Origin of the sequence: Sinorhizobium sp. BG8 (assembly GCF_016864555.1) — a bacterium.
Taxonomy (GTDB): domain Bacteria; phylum Pseudomonadota; class Alphaproteobacteria; order Rhizobiales; family Rhizobiaceae; genus BG8.
This window is the reverse complement of record NZ_CP044011.1, coordinates 845,309-868,255: the sequence shown is the minus strand read 5'-3', so window position 1 is coordinate 868,255 and position 22,947 is coordinate 845,309. Positions and strand designations below refer to the sequence as shown.

The 22,947-nt window shown below is 58.8% G+C and carries 21 protein-coding genes, 1 tRNA gene and 3 pseudogenes; 13 read left to right on the top strand and 12 right to left on the bottom strand.

Annotation, left to right across the window (positions count from 1 at the left end):
- Window positions 1-99: 99 nt before the first annotated feature.
- The 3 genes from F3Y30_RS03995 to F3Y30_RS03985 all read right to left on the bottom strand — a co-directional run bounded on the left by F3Y30_RS03995 (window position 100) and on the right by F3Y30_RS03985 (window position 2,593).
- Complete coding sequence (locus F3Y30_RS03995; RefSeq protein WP_203425250.1) at window positions 100-570, bottom strand: NUDIX hydrolase; 471 nt, start codon at window positions 568-570, stop codon at window positions 100-102.
- A 239-nt stretch (window positions 571-809) separates the two neighbouring features.
- Complete coding sequence (gene ppk2, locus F3Y30_RS03990; RefSeq protein WP_203425249.1) at window positions 810-1,640, bottom strand: polyphosphate kinase 2; 831 nt, start codon at window positions 1,638-1,640, stop codon at window positions 810-812.
- A 218-nt stretch (window positions 1,641-1,858) separates the two neighbouring features.
- On the bottom strand, window positions 1,859-2,593 hold the full coding sequence (locus tag F3Y30_RS03985) for a phospholipase D-like domain-containing protein (RefSeq protein WP_203425248.1): 735 nt from the start codon (window positions 2,591-2,593) through the stop codon (window positions 1,859-1,861).
- A 353-nt stretch (window positions 2,594-2,946) separates the two neighbouring features.
- Here F3Y30_RS03985 and F3Y30_RS03980 point away from each other — a divergent pair, with 353 nt between their 5' ends.
- The 6 genes and pseudogenes from F3Y30_RS03980 to F3Y30_RS03960 all read left to right on the top strand — a co-directional run bounded on the left by F3Y30_RS03980 (window position 2,947) and on the right by F3Y30_RS03960 (window position 9,360).
- Entirely contained in the window at window positions 2,947-3,816 is an 870-nt protein-coding gene (locus F3Y30_RS03980) for a carbonic anhydrase (protein WP_246752863.1), read from the top strand.
- Between the two features lie 84 nt (window positions 3,817-3,900).
- Complete coding sequence (locus F3Y30_RS03975; RefSeq protein ID WP_203425247.1) at window positions 3,901-5,178, top strand: DUF2254 domain-containing protein; 1,278 nt, start codon at window positions 3,901-3,903, stop codon at window positions 5,176-5,178.
- 400 nt (window positions 5,179-5,578) lie between these two features.
- Window positions 5,579-6,712 (top strand): DUF2092 domain-containing protein, encoded by a 1,134-nt coding sequence (locus F3Y30_RS03970; RefSeq protein ID WP_203426476.1) that lies wholly within the window; start codon window positions 5,579-5,581, stop codon window positions 6,710-6,712.
- On the top strand, window positions 6,709-6,921 hold the full coding sequence (locus tag F3Y30_RS26150) for a hypothetical protein (RefSeq protein ID WP_246752861.1): 213 nt from the start codon (window positions 6,709-6,711) through the stop codon (window positions 6,919-6,921). Before F3Y30_RS03970 ends, F3Y30_RS26150 begins: the two co-directional genes overlap by 4 nt.
- A 291-nt stretch (window positions 6,922-7,212) precedes the next feature.
- Window positions 7,213-8,333: pseudogene (locus F3Y30_RS03965) on the top strand (HlyD family secretion protein).
- Window positions 8,334-8,355: 22 nt separating this feature from the next.
- Window positions 8,356-9,360, top strand: coding sequence for a DUF2955 domain-containing protein (locus F3Y30_RS03960; protein ID WP_203425245.1), 1,005 nt, complete (start codon window positions 8,356-8,358; stop codon window positions 9,358-9,360).
- A gap of 83 nt (window positions 9,361-9,443) precedes the next feature.
- Here F3Y30_RS03960 and F3Y30_RS03955 read toward each other — a convergent pair whose 3' ends face one another.
- The 4 genes and pseudogenes from F3Y30_RS03955 to F3Y30_RS03940 all read right to left on the bottom strand — a co-directional run.
- Window positions 9,444-9,782, bottom strand: a complete 339-nt coding sequence (locus tag F3Y30_RS03955; protein WP_203425244.1) for a potassium channel family protein — start codon at window positions 9,780-9,782, stop codon at window positions 9,444-9,446.
- Between the two features lie 60 nt (window positions 9,783-9,842).
- Window positions 9,843-10,913: an AI-2E family transporter gene (locus F3Y30_RS03950; protein ID WP_203425243.1), complete on the bottom strand. Its 1,071-nt coding sequence runs from the start codon at window positions 10,911-10,913 to the stop codon at window positions 9,843-9,845.
- A 472-nt stretch (window positions 10,914-11,385) separates the two neighbouring features.
- Window positions 11,386-12,198, bottom strand: a complete 813-nt coding sequence (istB, locus tag F3Y30_RS03945) for an IS21-like element helper ATPase IstB (protein WP_203425242.1) — start codon at window positions 12,196-12,198, stop codon at window positions 11,386-11,388.
- A pseudogene (locus F3Y30_RS03940) lies at window positions 12,188-12,694 on the bottom strand (IS21 family transposase); the annotation flags it as partial. The gene istB and the pseudogene F3Y30_RS03940, both read right to left, overlap by 11 nt.
- 787 nt (window positions 12,695-13,481) lie before the next feature.
- Here F3Y30_RS03940 and F3Y30_RS03935 point away from each other — a divergent pair.
- On the top strand, window positions 13,482-13,703 hold the full coding sequence (locus tag F3Y30_RS03935) for a hypothetical protein (protein WP_203425241.1): 222 nt from the start codon (window positions 13,482-13,484) through the stop codon (window positions 13,701-13,703).
- 94 nt (window positions 13,704-13,797) lie between these two features.
- Here F3Y30_RS03935 and F3Y30_RS03930 read toward each other — a convergent pair whose 3' ends face one another.
- The 4 genes from F3Y30_RS03930 to F3Y30_RS03915 all read right to left on the bottom strand — a co-directional run bounded on the left by F3Y30_RS03930 (window position 13,798) and on the right by F3Y30_RS03915 (window position 16,374).
- On the bottom strand, window positions 13,798-14,886 hold the full coding sequence (locus tag F3Y30_RS03930) for a site-specific integrase (RefSeq protein ID WP_203425240.1): 1,089 nt from the start codon (window positions 14,884-14,886) through the stop codon (window positions 13,798-13,800).
- Between the two features lie 213 nt (window positions 14,887-15,099).
- The gene (locus tag F3Y30_RS03925) at window positions 15,100-15,552 is read right to left on the bottom strand and encodes a helix-turn-helix domain-containing protein (RefSeq protein WP_203425239.1); all 453 of its coding nucleotides are present in this window, start codon (window positions 15,550-15,552) and stop codon (window positions 15,100-15,102) included.
- Complete coding sequence (locus F3Y30_RS03920; protein WP_203425238.1) at window positions 15,549-16,055, bottom strand: hypothetical protein; 507 nt, start codon at window positions 16,053-16,055, stop codon at window positions 15,549-15,551. Before F3Y30_RS03920 ends, F3Y30_RS03925 begins: the two co-directional genes overlap by 4 nt.
- Window positions 16,056-16,284: 229 nt before the next feature.
- Window positions 16,285-16,374: transfer RNA gene (locus F3Y30_RS03915), tRNA-Ser, on the bottom strand.
- A 238-nt stretch (window positions 16,375-16,612) separates the two neighbouring features.
- Here F3Y30_RS03915 and F3Y30_RS03910 point away from each other — a divergent pair.
- From F3Y30_RS03910 to F3Y30_RS03900, 3 genes are all read left to right on the top strand, one after another.
- A complete protein-coding gene (locus tag F3Y30_RS03910; protein WP_203426475.1) occupies window positions 16,613-16,930 on the top strand; it encodes a hypothetical protein in 318 nt (105 codons plus the stop codon).
- A 45-nt stretch (window positions 16,931-16,975) separates the two neighbouring features.
- Complete coding sequence (gene msrA / locus F3Y30_RS03905; RefSeq protein WP_203425237.1) at window positions 16,976-17,626, top strand: peptide-methionine (S)-S-oxide reductase MsrA; 651 nt, start codon at window positions 16,976-16,978, stop codon at window positions 17,624-17,626.
- A 222-nt stretch (window positions 17,627-17,848) separates the two neighbouring features.
- A complete protein-coding gene (locus tag F3Y30_RS03900) occupies window positions 17,849-18,841 on the top strand; it encodes a BMP family ABC transporter substrate-binding protein (protein ID WP_203425236.1) in 993 nt (330 codons plus the stop codon).
- 66 nt (window positions 18,842-18,907) lie between these two features.
- Here F3Y30_RS03900 and F3Y30_RS03895 read toward each other — a convergent pair whose 3' ends face one another.
- A complete protein-coding gene (locus F3Y30_RS03895; RefSeq protein ID WP_203425235.1) occupies window positions 18,908-19,138 on the bottom strand; it encodes a SlyX family protein in 231 nt (76 codons plus the stop codon).
- Window positions 19,139-19,305: 167 nt separating this feature from the next.
- Between F3Y30_RS03895 and F3Y30_RS03890 the strand changes: the two genes are divergently transcribed.
- From F3Y30_RS03890 to F3Y30_RS03880, 3 genes and pseudogenes are all read left to right on the top strand, one after another.
- Window positions 19,306-20,841 (top strand): ABC transporter ATP-binding protein, encoded by a 1,536-nt coding sequence (locus tag F3Y30_RS03890; protein ID WP_203425234.1) that lies wholly within the window; start codon window positions 19,306-19,308, stop codon window positions 20,839-20,841.
- A pseudogene (locus tag F3Y30_RS03885) lies at window positions 20,838-21,970 on the top strand (ABC transporter permease). The gene F3Y30_RS03890 and the pseudogene F3Y30_RS03885 overlap by 4 nt, the downstream one beginning before the upstream one ends.
- 4 nt (window positions 21,971-21,974) lie before the next feature.
- Complete coding sequence (locus F3Y30_RS03880) at window positions 21,975-22,946, top strand: ABC transporter permease (protein ID WP_203425233.1); 972 nt, start codon at window positions 21,975-21,977, stop codon at window positions 22,944-22,946.
- Window position 22,947: the final 1 nt, after the last annotated feature.

Here is a 22,947-nt window from a genome sequence, read left to right as displayed (position 1 = left end):
GAAGTCGGCCGGAGAATCCAGACACGCGAGTCCATCCGGTCTTTCCAGATCTGCATTATGTTGTAACCCTTGCCGAACGCTTCGGCGGAAATGGTTGGACTACGGCTGGACGGATTTTGCTAAAAATTCGAGAAGGAACCTTCGCAGCATTGGGCGCGTAATCTGCTCCGGCAGATCCGCCGTCGACACCCATCGTGACTGCCTCAGGTGCTTCTCTGGATAGACTTCGGCTGTCCTGACGACGTGGATCAGGTGGACCGTTACCCGGAAGACAGTCTGGCCGTCACCTTTGCTGTAGGTATATTTGCCCACCGGCTTCGCTGTGGCGCTGCCAATTGCGCCGGCTTCTTCAAACGCTTCTCGAACTGCCGCCGCAACTGATGTCTCGTCGTGCTCAAGATGGCCCTTCGGAATGCCCCACTGGCCCGTTCGAAGGCTAGCAACGAGCAATACTTCGGTCAGACTGGTTTCTGGATTTATTCGCCAACACAAAGCACCGGACTGATCGATCGAATGCGTGCTACGGCCAGTACCAACAACCGAAATCGATGCCTGATGGGAGAGCAACATAGCTACCGCCCCTCGTCTTCAATTTCTCTTCATGGCCCGCGATGATGGTATGACTGATCCGGGTGCGTGTCGAGTAGAGCACACGGGCAACCTGACCGGCTTCGGCCTCAACCCGGCCGTTCTGGCAACAGAGGCAAGGAGGACTGCGGTCAATCACCGCACAACTCATCCATCCTACGGTCGGCCTCGCTCCGTTGGCGCCATTCGGCTCAATCGCACCCGCCCGAACCGACGTGCCCTCAATACTTCTGCGGGATCCAGCGGCGGTTTTTAATCGGAGCCGTGTCGTCGTACTCGTGCTCTGTCGATCGCTTGGGCAAAATCACCTCGGCACGCGGGATATGTTCATAGGGGATGCGCGAAAGAAGATGCGCGATGCAGTTCAGTCGCGCACGCTTCTTGTCATCGGAACGAACGATAAACCAGGGAGACTCGTCGGTATCAGTCGCCTCGAGCATCTGGTCCCGGGCGCGCGAATATTCGTACCAGCGTTCGCGCGACGGAAGGTCCATGGGCGACAGCTTCCATTGCCGCAGACGGTCGGCAATGCGCGCCTCGAAGCGCCGTTTCTGCTCGGCGTTGCCGACTTCCAACCAGTATTTTATCAAGATGATACCGTTCTGGATGATGTGTCGCTCCACCAGCGGACACAGACGCAGGAACTCCTGGTGCTCCTCCTCGGTGCAAAAGCCCATCACATTTTCGACGCCTGCGCGATTGTACCAGCTTCTGTCGAAAATGAGGACTTCGCCCGCGGCAGGAAACTGTTCGATGTAACGTTGCATGTAGAGCTGACTTTTCTGCCTGTCGGAAGGAGCTGGAAGAGCCACAACCCGAAACACGCGTGGGCTGACGCGTTCGGTGAGTGCTCGGATCAGACCGCCCTTGCCCGCGGCATCGCGCCCTTCGAAAATGATGATAATGCGCTTGCCCGTGTGCTTGACCCAGTCCTGAAGCGTGCACACTTCCTCCTGCAGCTTCCTCAGCTTCTTGAGATATGCCTTTTCCTTGAGCTTCTCACCTGCACCATCCTCGGTCCGCCGCGCGACAGTTTCAACATCGTCATTCATGACCGGCTCCTCCCAGTTGACAACCGCCCCTTTCCGGAACATTGCCGAGATTCCCGTCGGAGCGAATTCCCCCAAAGCCTAAGCTTACTCCAGGAAATGCTTTTGAGCAGCCTCGCTGTGATCAGTTCAGCCGCCCCGCAAGGCTCTGTATCGCGACATCGTCTGCCACCTAAGCACAGCGGCGCCGATACGCTTGGTCGGTGGCTTTGTGGCAAGTGTCAGAGTTGCGAGTTGATCGGTAAGAGCCTCCAAAGGTTGGCGACTAGGCGTCGGCGGAAGCCGGCTTGGGGCTCGTCCCAGTAGCGCACATTTTGACCGTCCTTCACCGTTTCCCAGGCGATCTTGCCATTCGGGTCGACGACAACGTGATAGCTGTTGGCAGGCGCTACACCCGTCGCCATGTAGGTCGTCAGCCTTTCTGCAAGTTCCGGGCTCTCGATCACGCCAAAATAGATGTCACCGATATTGCGGCCACTGACGATCGCTGCCGCATTGTCAGCGACCGTCAACTTGTTGTGCATGCGGCGGTTGACCCTGCCGAAGTCGAGAATGGGCCATCTTCGATTGGTGAGCGGGGTGAAGAGACGGATCTCGACATTCGGGTGAGCATCGAGCGCGGCTTTAACGGCATCGCTCGCCCTGTAGAAGGGATCGTCGACGAGGAGCCGCGCCCGGACCCCACGATCGGCCGCCTTGATTGCGCTGTCGAGGATGATCCGGCCAGTCGTATCCCCGTCCCAGGAACAATACTGCATGTCGAGACTTCGCTCGGCCAAATCGGCCAGCGCGAGACGGACGATGAAGGCTTCGCGCCCGTGGCTCAAGAGGCTGAAGCCGGAAAGACCCGGATGCTGGTTGGCCGCAGGGCCGAAGAATTTGCCCAGCCTGGTCGATTCATAGTCCTCGAAGGCCGTCGAGACTGTGTGCGGATAGTCGGCTGTTCCACGGCGCATGGAACTCCCCCAATTCCGCGAGCTGGCGGCCCGACGCTCACCGGCAGACTGGCAACGATCGCATATGCCATTGCCCTTGGCAGGACGACAGTCGCAGCGGACAGTTCTGCGAGAACATCGAAGGGAACACAACCTTGGGGGAAACGATGCGATGATCGTTGCTGCCCACAGGCTGGGTCCCGGAAACTCTCCGATCGGGCTCCAAGCGGACAAGTATCGGCATCTTATCATCGGACGAGACCGCTGACGATGCCCCGCATCGTGGGAGTAGTGAACCACAACACGAATACTGGTTTGGATGTTGCAAGGAGAGTATGATCTCTGTGCGCTCCTTGAAGCGGCCGAGAACCCCAATGAGAACGGTCGAAATCGCGTACCGGTACGAGGAGAAGAATCTCGGCGTTCGCCCCAGACCGTCCGATGCGAATACTGCCCTTTCTCGGCTGATCGGCGGCAATCGCGCATTCGCCGAGCTGTTGGACAGCGTGAAAGACAAAGGCGCTTCGGTGCGCCGCGTCGTACAGGTCGATCCGCGTGACCTGGGCCTGGCATCCGACATGGCCGCAGCGCCCTCACAGCGCCCGTTCGCGGCTGTCCTGGGCTGTTCCGATGCACGTGTGCCCCTCGAACTGATTTTCAACGAGGGACCGAACGACCTGTTCGTCATCCGGGTGGCGGGCAACGGCCTCGGTTCCGACGTCCTGGGTAGTTTGAAGTACGCTGTCGAGCACCTGGGCGGGAGCCTCAAGCTTGTTGTCGTCCTTGGACATAGCGGATGTGGCGCCGTGTCCTCTGCCGTGGATGTGTTCCTCAATCCTGGAATATACCTCTCGCTGGTCAACCGATACTCGTTGCGAGAGATCCTCGACCGCCTGCTAGTCGTCGTGCACGTCTCGGCGCGAAAACTTCAGGCGGCGTTCGGTTCGGACATCTCGGGACGTACAGGTTACCGTCAGGCGCTGATTGAGACCTCGGTCGTCATCAATGCTGCGTTGGCCGCTTACTCTGCCCAGCAGGAGATCGGGAAAGACAGCGAACTGCGCGCTGTATACGGCGTGTATCTTTTAGAGACGCGCAGGGTATGGACACCCAGGATTGGCGACCCTGATGGCGCCGGCCTGGCACCACCACCCGCGACGCCGCTGAATTCCAGCAGCTTGGAGATGCCATCGTCGGGTCGTCACGAGTTACCGCCCTTTTCGGCGCTTAGCCCGACTGGCTGATCGCAGATGGTTGCCTAAGCGTCCAGGCGTCCCCTCTGCGAGGGGTTCGCACGGGCCTGCAGGCACATCACGGGAGGGCGGAGAATGTCATGGAATCGGTGGTACAGTATCAAGAGCTACGTAAGGTCGACACTGTGGCTCGTCCCGTTCATCGCGTTGCTGTCCTACGTAGTGCTTATTCAGGTCCTCGACTGGATAAACGTGCGATACATTGCGATGCCCTTGTGGCCTTGGGGGACGCCCGGAGCGCAGCGTATTCTTGAAACGATCGTCACCCTCACGCTGACATTCATCGTCTTCACCTTCGGGTCATTGCTTGTTGCCATTCAGGTCGCCAGCGGCCAGCTGACCCCGAGAATCATCGCGACAGCCTTGCTGCGCGACAATGTCATACGGATGACCGTGGGGATCTTTATATTCACACTTCTGTTTTCACTGGGCGTATTGGGACGGCTTGAAGCCGAAGCGCCTTTCTTCCTCGTTGGCGTTGCTGGGATTCTGGGATTCGTTTCCCTGATAGCCTTCCTCTACCTGATCGATCACGCCGCCCGGTTGCTGCGCCCCATCACCATTGTTCAACGTTTGGGTGACCTGGGAAGTGACGTCATCGAAACCGTCTATCCCGACGTGTTCGATGGTCGTGATGTGCCCGCAAGCCTGCCACAAAGACTCAACCTTCCATCCCGCACGATACTTTATCACGGCAAGTCGGGAGTCATATTGGCGATCAACCTGAAAGCTCTTGTGAACGGTGCTGAGAGGTCCGAGGTGATCATTGAGTTTACCCAGTATGTCGGGAGCTTCGTGGAGTCAGGCGAGCCACTTTTTCGTTTGTATGGCGACACTGCAAAAATCGAGAAGAGGTGGCTTCTCGAGAATGTGGCAATCGGACCCGAGCGCACGATCGAGCAAGATTCCACCTTTGCCTTCCGCATCATCGTCGACATAGCGATAAAGGCACTGTCCAAGGCCATCAACGACCCTACCACCGCCGTACTCGCGATCGACCAACTCAATCGTCTGCTTCGAAAGGTTGGCGCACGGCGGTTGCGCGTTGGCCAGAGATTCGACAAGTCCGGGCAATTGCGACTGATCCTCCAAAAGCCAAACTGGGAGGATTTCGTGCAACTGGCCGTCAGAGAAATTCGCTACTATGGGGCTGAGAACTTCCAGGTCGCGCGGCGGCTCCGTGCGATGCTGGAAAACCTCCTGCAAGCCCTGCCCGAGGAGCGGCACCCAGCCCTGCGCGCAGAGCTCACCCTCCTCGACGACGCCGTCAAGACCATCCACGTCCTCCCCGCTGACCTCGCGCTCGCCTCTGTTGCCGATCCTCAGGGCCTCGGAGCCGGTTTGAGTCGATAGCGCAAGACGCAGTCTGGATCCCAGATTGCTCGGCAATCCAAAGGTACGGTCCACTAGCGTGGTGTTGCGCGTCACATAAACGGCAGCAATGCGCCAAATTGATGCAATACCCTTTCTGCGAGGTCGATTAGGGTGTATTTTAGAGATCGCTGAACGTGAGGTTCACGCAACGCATCATCTATGATTGAGGGTTTCGCCGCCGGCCAAGGCTCGGCGAGCGAAGTGCGTACACTGACAACCGAATTGATGAGACGGGCGGCGCGACCAATTATCTTGGGCGCCAAGGCGCCCCCACGCTATGGCCCGCGACAAACGTGAGGAGGAAGCGATGGGATACCTCAAGGCGATGCCTAGTCTGTTGCTCATGGGGACGGTTTGTTTCGCTGGCGTTTCACTGTCTATGCTGGCGTCACCGGTTTCAGCGCAAACAGCAGAGGAACTTGCAAGCCACTACAGTCGCGAAGACATGCAGCAGGCACTCAAGACTCGAGAGCAATACGAACTTTACGGACTTCGCTTCGACAGCGACAAGGCGACATTGCAGCCCGGCGCTGAATCGCTTCTCGACGACCTTGCAACCACGCTCAAGAACTTCCCGGAATGGGGCTTGAGAATTGTCGGCCATACGGACGCCACGGGCGAACCGGAAGCCAACCAAGCTCTTTCAGTCGAACGTGCCAACTCCATAAAGACGGCACTGGTTGAACGAGGAATCGATTCAGCCAGATTGCAGGCGGGAGGCGCCGGGGAGAGGCGACCAGTCGCCAACAACCAGACCGCCGAAGGAAGAGCTCTCAATCGGCGAGTTGAGCTCGTCAGGTTCACGGACTCGGTAGAAGCCAAGAAGCTGCTAAAGGCGATGTCCGATTATCTGGCAGCCCAGAAGGCGATATCGTTCGGTTACGATGCAAACCTCCAGGTTGTTTCCAATGCCGGTCAGAAACTTGGGCTCGCAAGCTCAGGAACTGTGACCCTCGGCCGGCCGGACAAGGTTCAGACAACCCGTTCCGGCGGCTTTATCAATGTCGAGACCGTCTTCGACGGGAAAACACTTACCCTGTTGGGCAAGGACATCAACAAGTACACTCAGGTTGAAATTCCCGGCACAGTGGATCATCTGGTGGACGAGCTGAAGGACAAGTACAACCTGCCCTTGCCTGCAGCAGACCTGTTGATGACCAATTCGTATGACGAGCTGATGATGGGCGTCTACGACTCCAAGGACTTGGGAAGCGGCGTCATCAATGGTGCCGAATGCGATTCTCTCGCTTTCCGTAAGGACGATGTGGATTTCCAGATCTGGGTCGCTCAAGGACAGCAGCCCTTCCCTTGCCGATTGGTCATCACTTCCACGCAGGTTAGCGGTGGACCGGAATACAGCGTCCAGGTGAGGGATTGGAAGAGCGGAGACGCCGTGATGTTGGGCGACTTCAACTTCAAGAACACGACCAATGCCGTGATGGTCGATGTGAAGGACATCAAAAGCAAGCTCGGTGATATGCCGGAGAACTTTGTGATGGGAGAAGGAAAATGACCCTTTGGAAACGCGCGGGAATCATCTGTCTTGCCTGGGCGTCGGTACTTTGTGCCGATGATCTGGCGAAGGATTGGTCGATCGCTCCAATCCTGAGCTTGTTTTCTTCAGCCCAGGCTGAAGTGGGTCGACCGCTGACACCAGTCAGCGTGGCCGGCGTCGCTCGACGCACCACTCGGCGTTGCGCCGCCGGGGTCTATAACTGCTAGTCGACGGCCGCAGACTCGCCTATCTGCCCTCCGCCGCGCATCGAATGCGGTGCGCGGCGGAGGGCAGTGGGGGATCTTCGCAACGTGGCCGCCAGCCTCCATTCGCGAGAGTGCTCGCGTGTGCCGCGCTGCCAATAGATCGTCTCGACGCGTCGCATTAAAATGGGCTGCCTTTTGTCCCAGTCTGACTGAGGTGTGCAAGTCCGACCACCGGTTCTGCGTTGAAATACCCCACATAAAGGTTGAGGCTTGGCACTGGGCACAAGCTGGCTGCGATCCAGGAGGGAGGACATGGTATCTGACCCGACTTCCGAGCCGATTGAGGCGGCCGAAGTTCCCGCGTCGAAAAGCAAGCCCGGCAATCCATTGCGAAGGACCGCCCTGATTGTGCTGTCGCTGGCCGCTTTTCTTTTTGCGCTCGGGTGTTCATGGAGCGCCGCACTCCGATTTCGTCGCAGGCCACCTTGCAGGCCTTTGTCATCAGCGTCGCGCCGGAAGTCGCCGGACGGGTCATCGAAGTGGGTGTGCTCGACAACACGCGTGTTGCACCCAAGCAAATGCTGTTTCGGATCGACCCTTATCAATATCAGATTGCGGTGTCGGAGGCCGAGGCGCAGCTTGACAGCGTTGGTCAACAGATCGGCGCGTCGACGGCGAACGTCAACAACGCCCAGGCGAAGGTGGTCGAAGCACGCGCCGCTCGCGAACTCGCTCTTGAACAGGTCAATCGAGCGTCACAAATGTTCGAGCGCGGCGTGTATGCCCAGACGCGATTCGACGAGGCAAAGGCTAGCTTCGATCAGGCTGACGCTGCCGTAGATGCCGCAGAAGCTGATCTCAAGCGAGCCCAGGAGGAACTGGGGCCTTTGGGCGCGGACAATCCGCAGTTGCGAGAGGCACTTGCGACACTGGAAAGGACCCGCCTCGATCTCACCCGGACCACAATCGAAGCGCCGAGCAATGGGGTTGTGACCAATCTTCAACTCACTGTGGGAGGGATGTTGGCGATCGGCCAAGGTGCCCTGACATTCATCGATGTTGATACGGTTTGGATCACTGCAGCGTTCAAGGAGAACAGCCTCGAGAACGTGGCGGCAGGCAACCGGGCTGAAGTTCTGTTCGATGTCTTGCCTGGGAAACTGTACCCTGCCAAGGTCGAGAGCGTCGGACTGGGCGTTGCGCAGGGGTCGATCGATCCCAGCACGGGCCTGCCGAAAGTTTCGACCGAAAGTGGCTGGATCCGGACACCGCAGAGCTTTCCGGTGAGGCTGGTCCTGGACGACGGTCGGCCGCAGGGCGTCCGCTATGGCTCTCAAGCGCACGTGGTAATCTATACCGGTGATCACCCGATTACGAACTGGGTCGGGTATTGGTGGGTAAGGGTACTCTCGGTGCTGACTTATCTCAGTTGACGATGACACTGAGGATTTCGTCTTGGACGCCCTGTCAAACCAAAAGCGCAAGGGATTGCGCGTTGCCTTCGCCGTTGCGACGGCGTTCACCTGGGCGGTCGCCACAGACGACCCCCTCCCATTTCTCAGTGCGCTGTTTGCGGCGCAGATGCTTATCTCGAGTTCTCGGGCGATTTCGCTGCCAAAAGCTGGGTTGTTGACCCTGGCCATCCTGATCGTCGCGGCGATCGTCCAGTTCCTGACCACGTTTCTCGCTGAACAGCCACCGGTGCTGCTCCTGCTGCTTGGTCTGCTCTATTTCGCCTGCTTTCTGGCGCAGGCGAGCGGCAAGACCAATCCGTTGATTTTTCTCATTCTGGTGGTCAGCGTGATGATACCCTTGTTGACCATTCTGAACATCGATCTGGGCAGTTCTATTTTGACGGTCTTCGTCAAGAGCATCGCTGCCGGTGCGGTCATTACGTGGCTTGCCTATGCATTGCTGCCGGATATTGGGGTGGTCGAGGCACCGCAAGTATCTGTGTCCGCGGCCCCGCGGCCGCTGTGGCGTGCGGCAGCCGACGCAATGATTCTGCTTCTTGCGTTGACGCTGTGTCTTACCCAGGATCGGCTCGCGACTGCGGTTGTCATTCCCATCACTGTCGCTTCGCTGCTGTCGCAGCTTGACGTGGAGGCCAGCGGCAGGCCCGCTCTTGCCACTGTCGTTGTTAATCTCATGGGCGGCGTAGCGGCCACGCTGGTATTTACAGTTCTGGAGGTAAAGCATTCGCTGTTGATGCTGTTTCTGCTGGTGTTGTTTGCCGGCCTCGTATTCGGCGGCCGTGCGACGGAGCCCACCGTGGCGGCCAAGATTAACGCAGGAGCTTTGACCGTCTTCCTTCTCGTACTCGGCTCTGGCGTCTCCCCGCTTTCGAGCGGCGCGGGCGAGACCTTTGCGACACGCGTCGGCTACATCACGCTCGCCATTGGTTACACGTTGTTTTTCGCAACGTTACTATGGCCCAGCCGAAGAGTGGCGACAAAATGAGAACCGGATAGCACCCGAGCGCCTCCCCGCAATTTCCAAGCAAGTCAACGGTTGGCGCCATGCCAAATTCGATGTTGCTCGAGCTATCGTTTCTGTTCCCCATCGTTTCGGCCCGCCTCGCTCAACGCTTGTACGCTGACCGCCGCAACTATCCCAGTAAGCACAATACCGGTGAAACCAATTAGCAAGGCAAGGATGCGCGCGACGGCATGTTTGGGAGTGAGGTCGCCGTAGCCGATGGTCAGACCTGTAACGAATGTGAAATAGAGCGCTTCGCCGATGCGCCAATTCTCAATTCGGCTGATGACAATCCCGGATCCGACCATGACGACAAGGATTCCGGAAAAAATTGGCCACAAGACGTAAAGCTGCCTCAGAAGGGCTGCGAAAAAAATCCGTCTGCTTTTTCGTGCCTCTGCCATGGAGATGTCCGCTCTCCCCTCAACAAAACGAACACAATGCCGCACAGTTTGAAACAGGTCCTAGTCTCTGACGGGCGCTTGCTCCCCTAGCCAGTTCCCGACAATCGAATAGCCGATTGCCATGACAAGCGGTCCGACGAAGATGCCGATGATCCCCATCGTCAGTACGCCGCCGATCACGCCGATAAAGATGATCCAGATCGGAGAACCGGCGCCACGGCCGATCAGCAGAGGCTTGATGACATTGTCGAGGATATTGATGACAATGCCAGCTACCGTAGTGAATATCGCCCAACCAGTTTCACCCTGATAGGACAGCCACAGCGCCACCGGAATCCATATGAGCCAAGTGCCGATTTGAAGCATCGCAGTGCCGAAGCAGAGTACTCCGAGCGGTACAGCGAACGGGACCCCCGCTATGGCGAAGCCGATGCCCGATAGCGCGCTCTGAATGAGGGCGGTTCCCATTACTCCCTGCACGACGCTGCGAATGGTTCGCACTGCAACGTCGACCAGGCTTTCTCCGGTGGGGCCGCCGAGTCGGCGTCCGATCGTGTGAAATGTTTCTTTCGTGCTTCCTTGGGTGGCGAGAAATACGCCGGCGAGAATGATGGCTAGAAGCATCTGAACGACAGCGATTCCAAGCGACGCTCCGAGTGCCGCAAGCCATTGAACCGTCGGGCCGAAGTAAGGCTTCAAACTTGCCATCATATTGCGCGAGGCTTCAGCCGCCCTGCTCCACTTCTCCCCGATCGTCGATCCGATCAGCGGAAAATCGGATATCCACGGCGGAGGCGGAGGGAGCTTCAGTTCCGTCCAGTCGTTCGTTAAAGCGGAAGCTGCCTCCGTCGCGCGATTGAAGGAGCCCGGCAGATAGGAGAGTGGTACTATCACGAGGACCAGCAGGATGAGTGCGATGAGCAGGGACGCTGTTTTCGTGCGCTCCCCGATCATGCTCGCGAGGCGGCGGCTCAATGGAAACAGCGCAACGGCAATCAGTGCTCCCCACGCCAGCACACCCATCAATGGCCATGCGATCCAAAAGCAGGCCAGAATGATCAGGCCAATGAGAAGGAGGCCAACGACGCGCTCGGCCCAGACACCCAGTGGTTTTTCTACGCCCGTTGTCATGCGCATGTCTCCCGTATCGGATCAGCGCGTTCGGCAGTCTAGCATTTTGGTTTGAGAACAGTCCCCTTTAAGTCCCATTAGTGACCCAAGCACCGCATATGTAGCACATATGAGAACTGCTAATACTATGCCACTGCTTCTGTTCAAAATCCAGTAGAAGCCCACATCTGGAACTGACGCTGGGCCTGCTTTCTCCATCACGTTTCGCCGATTCTCTTCAGCACATCTCTTCACCGTCTGTCAGAATCTGCAGCGCCATCCTCTTTGCCATTGCTTGACATCAAAAAGCGCCCTGGCGAGTACTCTCTCTCAGGCCGACCTTTGGCGGCATTTGATCGATCAAAGTTCGATCAACCGGGTACTTGTCCCTTCCATTCGTCATAGCGGTGCGCCCGGGCAAGTGGCTGCCTTCGGCGAACTGTTGATTTGCACTGAGAGCTGACACTGGATTTGCGCCGAGAAGTGACCCGCCTTAGGTATCGTCCGTCGTGGTTGGGGTGGTCAAGTTCCTACGTTTCTCCTTCGCCGCTTTGGGCTCATGGGCCGAACTGTTTTTGAAGCGGAAGCTGTCGTTTCCGGTTTCGAGGATGTGGCAATGATGCGTGAGGCGGTCGAGCAACGCGGTGGTCATCTTGGCATCGCAAAAGACGCTGGCCCATTCGCTGAAGCTCAGGCTGGTGGTGATGATGACGCTCGTGTGCTCGTAGAGCTTGCTCAGCAGATGGAACAGCAGCGCACCGCCTGAAGCACTGAACGGCAGGTAGCCCAGCTCGTCCAGGATGACGAGATCGGAGTGTGCCAGGCGGTTGGCGATCTGGCCTGGACGACCTTGGGACTTCTCCTGCTCGAGCGCATTGACCAGCTCCACGGTTGAGAAGAACCGGACCCGCTTGTGATGATGTTCGATGGCCTGGACACCGATGGCCGTGGCGATATGTGTCTTGCCCGTGCCGGGACCGCCGACCAAGACGACGTTGTTGGCGTCGTCGAGGAAGTCGCAGCGATGAAGCTGACGGGCCAGCGCCTCGTTGATCTCACTGCTGGTGAAGTCGAAGCCGTTCAGATCACGATAGGCTGGAATGCGGGCCGTCTTGAGCTGGTAGGCAGTCGATCGCACTTCACGTTCCGCGGTTTCGGCCTTGAGGAGCTGTGACAGGATGGGGATTGCCGCCTCGAACGCCGGCGATCCTTGTTCGGTGAGCTCGCCAACGGCCTGGGCCATGCCGTGCATCTTCAACTGCCGCAACATGATGACGACAGCGCCGCTTGCCGGATTATGACGCATGGCGAACCTCCGTCTTTCTCAACGCATCGTAGCGTTCGACATTGGCCTTGGGCTCGTTGGTGAGCGTCAGGGCCTGAGGCGCGTCGATGGTGGGCGGTGTGAAGGATTTGCCGTCGACGAGGCGATGCAGCAGGTTCAGCACGTGGGTCTTGGTCGGAACGCCGGACTTCAGCGCCATGTCCACGGCCGACAGCACGGCCTGTTCGTCATGCTGGAGAACAAGGGCGAGGATATCGACCATCTCGCGATCGCCACCCGGCTTCGTCAGGAGATATTGCTGCAAGGTCCGGAATGCGTCCGGTAGCTCGATGAATGGAGCACCATTGCGAAGAGCGCCTCGCTTGCGTTGCACGACCGCCAGATAGTGCCGCCAGTCGTAGATCGTCTGTCCCGGTCGGTCATGGGAGCGATCGATGACGCGACGATGCTCGCAGACGATCTGGCCTTCCGCAGCTACCACGACACGATCCGGATAGACCCGCAGGCTCACCGGTCGAGTGGCCGCATATCCGCTTCCGGCCAGACGAAGCTATTGCTTTCTGTCAGAGCGGTCCAGGAGCGCTCGTCATCCAGCCCGAGACGTGGCTTCGTTGCCAAGGGCGATCCAGATTGCGGCGCTTGTTTGCGCAGGATTGGCCGAAACCGCCGCGCCCGTCGTCCGCCTGAGATGTCCGATAATGTTGCCTTACCAGACATTCCATTCTTTACATAAGGAGCGACCCCAATTCCGGCTCTTTCCGGTTTCAATCATCCACTTTCGGCCCCAAGGCGGCCATTCATCCGACTTGACGCGTGGCATTTGCTCAAAGCTGAGCTAGCGAAATAGATACGCTATGGTCCTTGCTCTTGAGAGGGATCGAACCGAGCGTCCACTGACCCCGATTAGGTCTCACTGAAGCTCCTCCACGAAGTAGAAGAAAGGAAGGCATGAAGGCAAAGTCGGTCACTCCCGTCAAACCGCTCGCACAAGGTCATCATTCCTCATGATGCCGAAGCGTATCTGGCTCGGATGAATGTCGATCCCCCTAGACCGTTGTGCGCTGCCGCTTCGCACTCTCTCCGTCCTCTCCGTCGCCGGCGAGTTTGCGTAAACATCGTCGGCAAGTATGTCATCCACAGATGACATACATTTTCCGCCAGAGTAGCGATTCAAAAAGCGGAAGCACATACAAGAATACTAGTAAATTTCAGCGACGTATCGACTCGATTACGAATACCGACCATTATTGATGCCCGCCTCAACGTTTTTTCTGCGAACGACGTTTTGCTAAGCGAGTTGATCCATGAAGAAAACGCCAAAAATATTCACAATGCCATTGCGGTTGAGCGAAGATGAGCGACGGTCGTTGGAGTGGGCAGCAGCGCAGTACGGAAACATCACCTATGCAGCCGTAATACGAAAGGCGTTGGCAACGGAGTGCTACCTGATAGAACAGAAAAACAGAGGGGCTTCGCTTCTGATTGAGGAACGCGACGGTCGCCTCAAGGAAATTATTCTGCGTTGAGAACGCCTCCAGCGACGCCGCAAGACGGCAATAAGAACTGTGATAGTGATGCTTGCGGCTCGCGGACAGACCGCAAGCACCAATTCCGCAATAGCTAGTTCGATCCGTTCTCTCCGATCTTTAGGATAGCCATCACCACGCCTTGCACATCAGAGCTCGCATTACGAAACCGCTCTGCTATTTCCTGGTCGATTGGGCTCTTCTGCCGTTCTCGGATCCTCGAAATGATCTCGCATTTGGCGTCGTCTTCGAGGGTGCCGTAGTATTTGAACGTCGTGCCGATATGCATGTGACTGAGGTTCTGACTCAACGCCTTCAGTTCCTTCGGTGACGCAGCCCATTCATCAAACAGTCGCGCGACAGTCGAGCGGATGGCGTGCGGCTTGAAGTAGGGAATGCCGGCAGCGGCTGACGCTTTCTTCAGCACCTTTCTCACCGGTGCCGCGGTTACCAGAAACTCGAATTCGATCCTGGCCAATCCGAACCAGGGCTTGAACGGCGCAGCGGGGAAAAGCGGATCGTCGTCACCGGCGCCGATTTCTCGCAGCTCATTCACCCAATCGATCAAAATTGCTTCCATGTCATCACCGACAGGAAACCAGTCGACCATGTTCGTCTTGCTGAACTTGGTCTTCACTTCTCGCGCGTCCTGGAAGATCCGCTTGCCGGCAATATCCACATGCTTCAAGCGCAGTGAGATCAGTGCGCCGTCACGGACCCCGAACAAGAGCAGGGCTGGGATGATGGCACGATCACGCCGCTGTGCAGTGGTTTTGGCGGGCATGGCAGCGAGGACCTGACGGAGTTGCTCCATCGTTGGGACAAACTTCTGTCCGGCCGCACTGGCGATTTCCCGCAGGTCACGTGGTGCCGTGAAGTAGGCATAGAGATCGGATCTGATCGACCGATAGCCCGGTTGGGCCGAGAGCCACTTAAAGAAGGCTTCGAGGGCCCCGAGCGCATGAACGATCGTGGAAGCTGATAGCGACTTCCCGTCCGGCCTGCGGGAACTCTCGATGAGATGGTCCTTGTAGTGGGCAATTGCCTGCCGAGTGATCTTGCGAAAGTCAATTGATCCTAGATGTCGATCGAGTTGCCAGATATGGCGAAGGGCGGCATCGACCGTCTTCTTGTTGAAGCCGCGAGCCTGCTTGAGCTCGTTTTGATAGAGATAGACCATCATGGCGTTGGCTGAGATGATTTTGTTCATGCTAGATATCCTTGAACAAGTTGCTTGGGCGCGGAGCGCGCGGCCGCTCCCTCGAAGTTACCGACTATCTGGGGGAGGATTGCTTTCGCTGGATTTTGGAACCGGCAGCGGATGTGTGTCGATAGGTTGGCCCCGGACTCGGATTGTATGATTCTGCACAATCCGAGAACGAGAAAGAGAAGCATATTAGTCTGGAGTCTTGGGTCCGGGATTGGATTCGCGAAGGTGACGAATGGTCCTCAATTCCGCCTCAGAGACCCATCGGTTGGCCGTTCTTGATCCCTCGGGGCATGTGAGAGCGATCCGAAAATCACCTGTCCGTGTCACTCGAACATCAATCTTCTCATGCAAAAGGGAGTGCTTGCTCCGGCAGCCCACACAATAGACCTCGTAGGGGCCGCATGGACTGGAAACAGCAATGCGGCGCTGCCGATGAAAGGCATTGAGGTCCGCACCGAGAAACAGCCGCTGCTCACCCTCGATGAAGGTCAATCCAGCGTTTATCCAATTGGTTAGGGTATTGCGTGAGATGCCGTAGAGCTTGATGACATCCTGGCTGTCGTAAAGTTCGTTGACCTTTGCCAGGCGACTGCTCTGGAGATTGCGGCGCTTACTCTCGCGCAGGATAGAGGCGCTCATCGGGCTTCCTCCTGCCGGCGCGCCTCATATGCGACGAGATCTCGGAGTTTCCATCGCGTCGAACCACTTAGGACTTTGGTCGGTTTCGGAAAATCCGGATTGAGCTTTGTGTGGCGCCAGACGGTTTGAATGCTGACGCTGTATCGATCGGCAACTTCTCTCACCGACAGATAGCGTTCATCATCAGCCGGCGAAGCTTTTCTAGACTTTGCCGACGGATTCGGGACAGACCCCAGCAAAGGAACGGATGGGTTTTCGGTCGATGGCGCCTCGCGCTCCAATTCAGGAGTCGGAAGGTTCGTCTCGGTCGATCGGGGCGCTAGAATATTGTCCGGCTCCGCCAATACGACACGCGTTGATTGAGTTTCGGCCGATGACGTCCCCTTCTCCGTTGCAGGAGGTGACAGATCATTCTCGATCGGCAGTCCCGCTGTCGCGTCGGCGGCTACTGCCGATTTCACGGCTTCGATTTCGGTGTCGGGAAAAATGAAAACTGAGTGCATGAAGACATGGGGTTTCCTAGTTTTGGAGAACCGCACGTCTTGCGCAGGCAGGCATCGTTTCCGATATGTTCTATTTAGTCACAAGGCATCGTATGTTGCAAGAGCGGCGAAGATCTTTTTTGAATGAGCGCTTGAATCACAAAGCCAGCATGGCCTGGCGGGCTACATGGCGGGCCAGCCGAGACAATATTCAAAATATTGTTCTAAATCAGTTACTTATCTGTAGTAATGGCGGACAGAGAGGGATTCGAACCCTCGATACGCTTTCACGTATACACGCGTTCCAGGCGTGCGCCTTCAACCACTCGGCCACCTGTCCTTCCGACATCGCCGGTGGTCAGTCCGGCGCGGACCGCTTTCATGTTTCCATTTCGGCGGGACGGCGCGATATATACCGATGATCGCGGCGGGATCAACCGCTTTCTGACAGAAATTTGACTGCCGGGAGCTAAAGTGCGTATCGGTCGGGATTGCAACTCATTGCCTGCAATCCTATCTTCCGCCAAGAAGTAGGCGGGGCCAGCGAAACTGCCTGTCCTCCGGGAGCGCGTGGAATGATTCGATTCGTGTTTCGTCTTGCGAGCCTTGTTTTCCTGACGATTGCCGTGCTCGCCGGCGCAGTGGACGCAATCCAGTCCGTTTCGGCATCGGAGCCGGTGCTTACGCCGCTTGCCGTCACCTGGAGCGCAGTCAGCCCCAACACGATCGCCTATGTCGCGACCACGCTGATGCAGCATCTGCATCCCTCACTCTGGGATCCGGGCGCGATGTGGGTTCTTGCGCAGCCCACCTTCGCGGTCATGCTGGCGCTCGCCCTGCTCTTCTGGATGGCCGGCTACAAGCGCAGGCCTTTTGCCGGCCGGTTCACGGCCTGATCCGCCCGTTTCTGCCGACACAGTCGGCACCGCAAGGAGACCACAATGTTTCTGATCGACATGTTCAATAAAAAGACCGTCATGCCGACGCCCGATGATGCCCTGCCCGGCCGCGAAAGCGAGATTCCTACCTCGCAGGCGCACTTCGTCAACGGGAGGCCGCTCAAGGGACCCTACCCGGAAGGGATGAAGACGATCCTCCTCGGCATGGGGTGCTTCTGGGGCGCCGAGCGCCTGTTGTGGCAGATCCCGGGCGTGTGGGTCACCGCGGTCGGCTACTCCGGCGGCATCACGCCCAACCCGACCTATCAGGAAACGACCACCGGGCTCACCGGCCACGCGGAGGTAGTGCTGGTCGCTTACGACCCGAAGGCCGTTTCGCTGGAGACCATCCTGAAGACCTTCTTCGAGGAGCACGACCCGACCCAGGGCATGCGCCAGGGCAACGACATCGGCACGACCTACCGCTCGGCCATCTACACCGGGGACGACGAGCAGCTCGCGACGGCCCGGCGCGTGCGCGACCAATTCCAGGCGGCGCTTGCGGAAGCAGGGCACAAGGGACGCGTTACGACCGAGATCGCGGAGGCTGGCCCTTTCTACTTCGCCGACGCCAGCCACCAGCAGTATCTGGCCAAGAATCCGGGCGGATACTGCGGTCTGCGCGGTACCGGCGTCTCCTGCGCAATAGGCTGATTTAAAAGCATTTTCCTGCCGCGGATTTGGGCAATCGCCCATCCCGCGAGCAGGATTTGCTTTTTTTACCAACTGAAAAATTTCTCGTGAAATTTTCCCTTAGGCGTGCAAGGATGCCGGCGGCTCGACCCACGGGAACGGGTCGGCGGCTCCGCAGACTTGCCTGCAAAAGGCGTGCGGGAGGACCCGAAAAAAGATCAATAGCGACAACAGGGCTGCACTATGAAAAAAACCCTTCTGACATTCCTTGCCATGGCTGCGATGTCTGCGACGGCGCTGGCGGCAGATCTCAAGCCTGCAATCATCTACGATCTGGGAGGCAAGTTCGACAAATCCTTCAACGAGGCAGCGTTCAACGGCGCCGAGAAGTTCAAGGCCGAGACGGGCATCGAATACCGCGATTTCGAAATCGCCAACGACGCCCAGCGCGAGCAGGCGCTTCGCCGCTTCGCCGGTGACGGCAACAACCCGATCGTGATGGCCGGCTTCTCCTGGGCTGCGACCCTCGAGAAGGTGGCAGCCGAGTATCCGGACACGAAGTTTGCGATCATCGACATGGTCGTCGACAAGCCGAACGTCCGCTCCGTTGTCTTCAAGGAAGAAGAAGGTTCCTGGCTCGCTGGCATCCTCGCCGGGCTGGCATCGAAATCCAAGACCGTCAGCTTTGTCGGCGGCATGGACATTCCGCTGATCCACAAGTTCGCCTGCGGCTACATCGGCGGCGCGAAGTCGACCGGATCCGATGTCAAGGTGCTCGAGGCCTATACGGGCACGACTCCGGATGCCTGGAACGACCCGGTCAAGGGCGGCGAGATCGCGAAGTCGCAGTTCGACCAGGGCTCCGACGTCGTCTATCACGCGGCCGGCGGCACCGGCGTGGGCGTGCTTCAGGCAGCCGCGGATGCGGGCAAGCTCGGCATCGGCGTCGATTCGAACCAGAACGCCCTCCAGCCGGGCAAGGTCCTCACCTCGATGCTCAAGCGCGTCGACGTGGCCGTCTATGATGCCTTCAAGTCCGCCAACGACGGCAAGTTCACGCCCGGCATCAACGTGCTCGGCCTGAAGGAAGACGGCGTCGGCGTTGCCATGGACGACAACAACGCGGCGCTGATCACCCCGGACATGAAAGCTGCAATCGAAAAGGCCAAGGCCGACATCATTGCCGGCACGGTCACGGTCCACGACTACATGTCGGACGAAACCTGCCCCTACTAACAGGCTGACAAGCAGAAGCCCGTCCGTTCGCGCTGAACGGACGGGCTTTTTCGTCTTGGCCGACCGTCAGTAGTGCGGCGGGCGCGTAATCGGCGGAGCTTCGAGCGAACTCTCCTCAAGAAGAAGGAAACGGGTCGTCAGCTGGTCGAGCTTCGCGCGCATCTGCTCGACAATCTTCCACTGTTCGACCAGCTGATCGGAAAGCTCCTCGATCGTGCGGGCCTGATGGGCGACGTGTTCCTCCAGCGCGGCAATTCGGCCGGTCGTGTCTGAGGGGGATTTGGTGTTGCTGGTCATGAACTGGCTTGGCCCCGCTGGCAAGTTTGGCTGGGAAACGGCTTTATCCAATGGCGGGCCATGCCGCAATGATGCTGGACAAGCGCTGCGGAAGCAACAAGACTGAGCAAGGACAAGCCGCGAGATAAGCGGACAGACGGCTCCATTCAGGAACTCAACGGATCGTCATGGGCGAATTGGCAATAGAATTGAAAGGCATAGACAAGAGCTTCGGGCCGGTCCATGCCAACAGGGACATCAACCTGAAGGTCCGAAAAGGGACCATTCACGGCATCATCGGCGAGAATGGGGCGGGCAAGTCGACATTGATGTCTATCCTCTACGGCTTCTACCAGGCCGACCGTGGGGAAATCGAGGTGGACGGTCGCGTGGTACACATCCGCGATCCCAATGCGGCGATCGCGGCGGGCATCGGCATGGTGCACCAACACTTCATGCTGGTCGAAAATTTCACCGTGCTGGAAAACGTCATGCTCGGCGCGGAAGAAAGCTGGATTCTGAATGCGGGCATCGCCAAGGCGAGAGGCGAGCTGAAGAGGCTCGAGAAAGAGTATGCGCTCGAAGTCGATCCGGACGCGGTCATAGAGGAACTGCCGGTAGGCCTCCAGCAGCGCGTCGAGATCCTGAAGGCGCTCTATCGCAAGGCGGACATCCTGATCCTCGACGAACCTACGGGTGTGCTGACGCCTGCCGAGGCGGACCATCTCTTCCGCATTCTCGAACAATTGAAGGCCCAGGGAAAAACCATCATCCTCATCACCCACAAGCTGCGCGAGATCATGGCGATCACCGACGAGGTTTCCGTCATGCGCCGCGGCGAGATGGTGGCAACGCGCGAGACGGCCAAGACATCGGTGGAGGAGCTCGCCGAGCTGATGGTCGGCCGGCGCGTTCTACTGCGGGTGGAAAAGGGTGAGGCGCACCCTGGTGACGTCAAGCTTTCGGTCCGCGACCTCACCGTTCGCGACGGCCGCGGCGTCACCATGGTCGACAACGTTTCCCTCGACATTCGGGCCGGCGAGATCGTCGGTATTGCGGGCGTTGCGGGCAACGGCCAGTCGGAACTGCTGGAAGCGATCTCCGGGATCAGGCGCGCGGTCGAGGGCAGCGTCACGCTGAACGGCGAGGCAATCGACGTCATCGGCCACGCCGATCCGGCGCAACTTCGCCAGCGCGGCCTCGCTCATGTACCGGAGGACCGGCATCATGTCGGCCTCGTCCTGAAGTTCGAGGAAAGCGAGAACGCCATCCTCGGTTATCACGATGATCCGAAGTACCGACGCGGATTTCTGCTCGATATCGATGCGATCCGCGCCGACGCAGAGGAAAAGATCCAGAAATACGACATTCGCCCACCCAACTCGCGGCTCAAGACCGCAAACTTCTCGGGCGGCAACCAGCAGAAGATCGTGCTCGCGCGCGAGATGGAGCGCGGTCCCGACGTCCTCATCATCGGGCAGCCCACACGCGGCGTCGATGTCGGCGCAATCGAATTCATCCACAAGCGCATCATCGAGATGCGCGATCAGGGCAAGGCGGTGCTGCTGGTCTCCGTCGAACTCGACGAGATCCGGGCGCTTTCAGACCGTATCCTCGTCATGTTTGCGGGCCGCGTCGTCGGCGAGCGCACGCCGGACGCCACCGAAAGCGAGCTCGGTCTGCTGATGGCGGGCGTCGAAGACCGGAAGGAGGCCGCAGAATGAGCGTGCCCTATGCAAAGCTGCCGGCTTGGGCAGAGTATGTTCTGATCCCGCTCGTCAACCTCGTCGTCGCCTTCGTGGTTGCGGGTCTCGTCGTGTTGCTGGTCGGCGAAAACCCGCTGGAAGCGGCCTACCACATGATCAACGGCGCGTTCGGTCGTGGCGAGTATATCGGCTTCACGCTCTACTACGCGACGACCTTCATCTTCACCGGCCTTGCGGTCGCCGTCGCCTTCCATGCCGGGCTGTTCAATATCGGTGGCGAGGGCCAGGCCTATGTCGCCGGCATCGGCGTGGCGCTCGCCTGCCTCTGGCTCGACCGGATCATGCCCTGGTACGTCGTCTTTCCGGTGGCGATCCTGGGAGCGGCGCTCTTCGGGGCGCTCTGGGCCTTTCTGCCCGGCTGGTTCCAGGCCAAACGCGGCAGCCATATCGTCATCACCACGATCATGTTCAACTTCATCGCCGCGAGCCTGATGAACTACATGCTCAACCGCGTGATGAAGCCTCTCGGATCGATGTCGCTCGAGACGCGCACATTCGATACCGGCGGGCAATTGCCGAAACTCGACTGGCTGATGTCTATCTTCGGACTGAGCGTCGGTACCTCGCCCTTCAACGTGACGTTCCTGCTGGCTCTGGCGGCGTCATTCGGTGTCTGGGTGCTGATCTGGCGCACGAAGTTCGGCTACGAGATGCGTACCATGGGTCACAGCCCGGCGGCCGCGCGCTATGCAGGCATCAAGGAGGCGCGCATCATCATCATCACCATGATGATTTCCGGCGGGCTCGCAGGCCTGATGGCGCTCAACCCCATCATGGGCGAGACCTATCGGATGCAGCTCGACTTCGTTCAGGGCGCGGGCTTCGTCGGCATTGCCGTGGCGCTGATGGGTCGTTCGCATCCGGCCGGTATCATCCCAGCCGCGATCCTCTTCGGCATGCTCTACCAGGGGGCGCCGAAATCGCATTCGAGATGCCGTCGATCTCGCGAGACATGATCGTCATCATTCAGGGTCTCGTGATCCTTTTCGCCGGCGCGCTGGAGCACATGTTCCGCCCCGCCATCACGCGTGTCGTCCTCGGCCTTTCCGGTCGCGGACGCACCGAAGCGGCCGTAAAGGGGGCATGAGGCCATGGACTTCCTTCAGCTTTTCCTGGAACTGGCCCAGTCTACCGTCCGGCTTTCGACGCCGCTCATTCTCGCGGCCCTTGCCGGACTCTTCACGGAGCGTGCCGGCATCTTCGACATCGGTCTCGAGGGCAAGATGCTCGCCGGCGCCTTCGCCGCGGGCTGCGTCGCCTTCGTGGCACAATCAGCGATGGCCGGACTGCTTGCAGCCGTCGTTGTCTCCGTCCTGCTATCGCTCGTGCACGGCTATGCATCGATTACGCAGCGCGGCAGCCAGATCGTCTCGGGCGTTGCCATCAACTTCATCGTCGCTGGCTCCACCGTCATCCTCGGCGAGGCGTGGTTCCGCCAGGGCGGCCGCACGCCGGCGCTGACGGACGATGCCCGCTTCCAGGCGATCCATTTGCCCTTCGCCGAACAGCTGCAGGGCGTTCCGGTGCTCGGGCCGATCTATGCCGAGCTCCTTTCCGGTCATCAGGGGCTTACTTACTTCGCCTTCCTGATGGTGCCGGTCACCTGGTGGATTCTTTACCGCACGCGCTTCGGACTTAGACTGCGCGCCGTCGGCGAAAATCCGGGCGCAGTCGATACCGCGGGCATTTCCGTCATCTGGATGCGCTACCGGGCGGTGATATGCTGCGGCATCCTGTGCGGCATCGCCGGCGCCTATCTTTCGCTTGCGGCCAATGCGGGATGGACGAAAGGCATGACGGCAGGCAAGGGCTACATTGCGCTCGCGGCCCTGATCTTTGCCAAGTGGCGACCGGTCAACGTCATGTTCGCCTGCCTGCTGTTCGGCTTCCTCGATGCCTTCGCCATCCGCTACCAGGGCACGCCCCTGCCGCTCATCGGCAAGGTGCCGGTACAATTGATGCAGGCGCTGCCCTATATCCTCACCGTCGTCCTGCTTGCCGGCTTCATCGGCAAGGCCATACCGCCCAAGGCGGGTGGCGTACCCTATGTAAAGGAGCGTTGAG

Excerpts from the sequence above, each read along its gene's own strand:
- F3Y30_RS03935 (WP_203425241.1), top strand. The coding sequence starts at position 13,482 with ATGAAGAAAACGCCAAAAATATTCACAATGCCATTGCGGTTGAGCGAA.
- F3Y30_RS03975 (WP_203425247.1), top strand. The coding sequence starts at position 3,901 with ATGTCATGGAATCGGTGGTACAGTATCAAGAGCTACGTAAGGTCGACA.
- F3Y30_RS03895 (WP_203425235.1), bottom strand. The coding sequence starts at position 19,138 with ATGACCAGCAACACCAAATCCCCCTCAGACACGACCGGCCGAATTGCC.
- F3Y30_RS03880 (WP_203425233.1), top strand. The coding sequence starts at position 21,975 with ATGGACTTCCTTCAGCTTTTCCTGGAACTGGCCCAGTCTACCGTCCGG.
- F3Y30_RS03900 (WP_203425236.1), top strand. The coding sequence starts at position 17,849 with ATGAAAAAAACCCTTCTGACATTCCTTGCCATGGCTGCGATGTCTGCG.
- F3Y30_RS03995 (WP_203425250.1), bottom strand. The coding sequence starts at position 570 with ATGTTGCTCTCCCATCAGGCATCGATTTCGGTTGTTGGTACTGGCCGT.
- ppk2 (WP_203425249.1), bottom strand. The coding sequence starts at position 1,640 with ATGAATGACGATGTTGAAACTGTCGCGCGGCGGACCGAGGATGGTGCA.
- F3Y30_RS26150 (WP_246752861.1), top strand. The coding sequence starts at position 6,709 with ATGACCCTTTGGAAACGCGCGGGAATCATCTGTCTTGCCTGGGCGTCG.
- F3Y30_RS03890 (WP_203425234.1), top strand. The coding sequence starts at position 19,306 with ATGGGCGAATTGGCAATAGAATTGAAAGGCATAGACAAGAGCTTCGGG.
- F3Y30_RS03955 (WP_203425244.1), bottom strand. The coding sequence starts at position 9,782 with ATGGCAGAGGCACGAAAAAGCAGACGGATTTTTTTCGCAGCCCTTCTG.
- F3Y30_RS03930 (WP_203425240.1), bottom strand. The coding sequence starts at position 14,886 with ATGATGGTCTATCTCTATCAAAACGAGCTCAAGCAGGCTCGCGGCTTC.
- msrA (WP_203425237.1), top strand. The coding sequence starts at position 16,976 with ATGTTTCTGATCGACATGTTCAATAAAAAGACCGTCATGCCGACGCCC.
- F3Y30_RS03920 (WP_203425238.1), bottom strand. The coding sequence starts at position 16,055 with ATGCACTCAGTTTTCATTTTTCCCGACACCGAAATCGAAGCCGTGAAA.
- F3Y30_RS03985 (WP_203425248.1), bottom strand. The coding sequence starts at position 2,593 with ATGCGCCGTGGAACAGCCGACTATCCGCACACAGTCTCGACGGCCTTC.
- istB (WP_203425242.1), bottom strand. The coding sequence starts at position 12,198 with ATGCGTCATAATCCGGCAAGCGGCGCTGTCGTCATCATGTTGCGGCAG.
- F3Y30_RS03970 (WP_203426476.1), top strand. The coding sequence starts at position 5,579 with ATGCTGGCGTCACCGGTTTCAGCGCAAACAGCAGAGGAACTTGCAAGC.
- F3Y30_RS03950 (WP_203425243.1), bottom strand. The coding sequence starts at position 10,913 with ATGACAACGGGCGTAGAAAAACCACTGGGTGTCTGGGCCGAGCGCGTC.
- F3Y30_RS03980 (WP_246752863.1), top strand. The coding sequence starts at position 2,947 with ATGAGAACGGTCGAAATCGCGTACCGGTACGAGGAGAAGAATCTCGGC.
- F3Y30_RS03925 (WP_203425239.1), bottom strand. The coding sequence starts at position 15,552 with ATGAGCGCCTCTATCCTGCGCGAGAGTAAGCGCCGCAATCTCCAGAGC.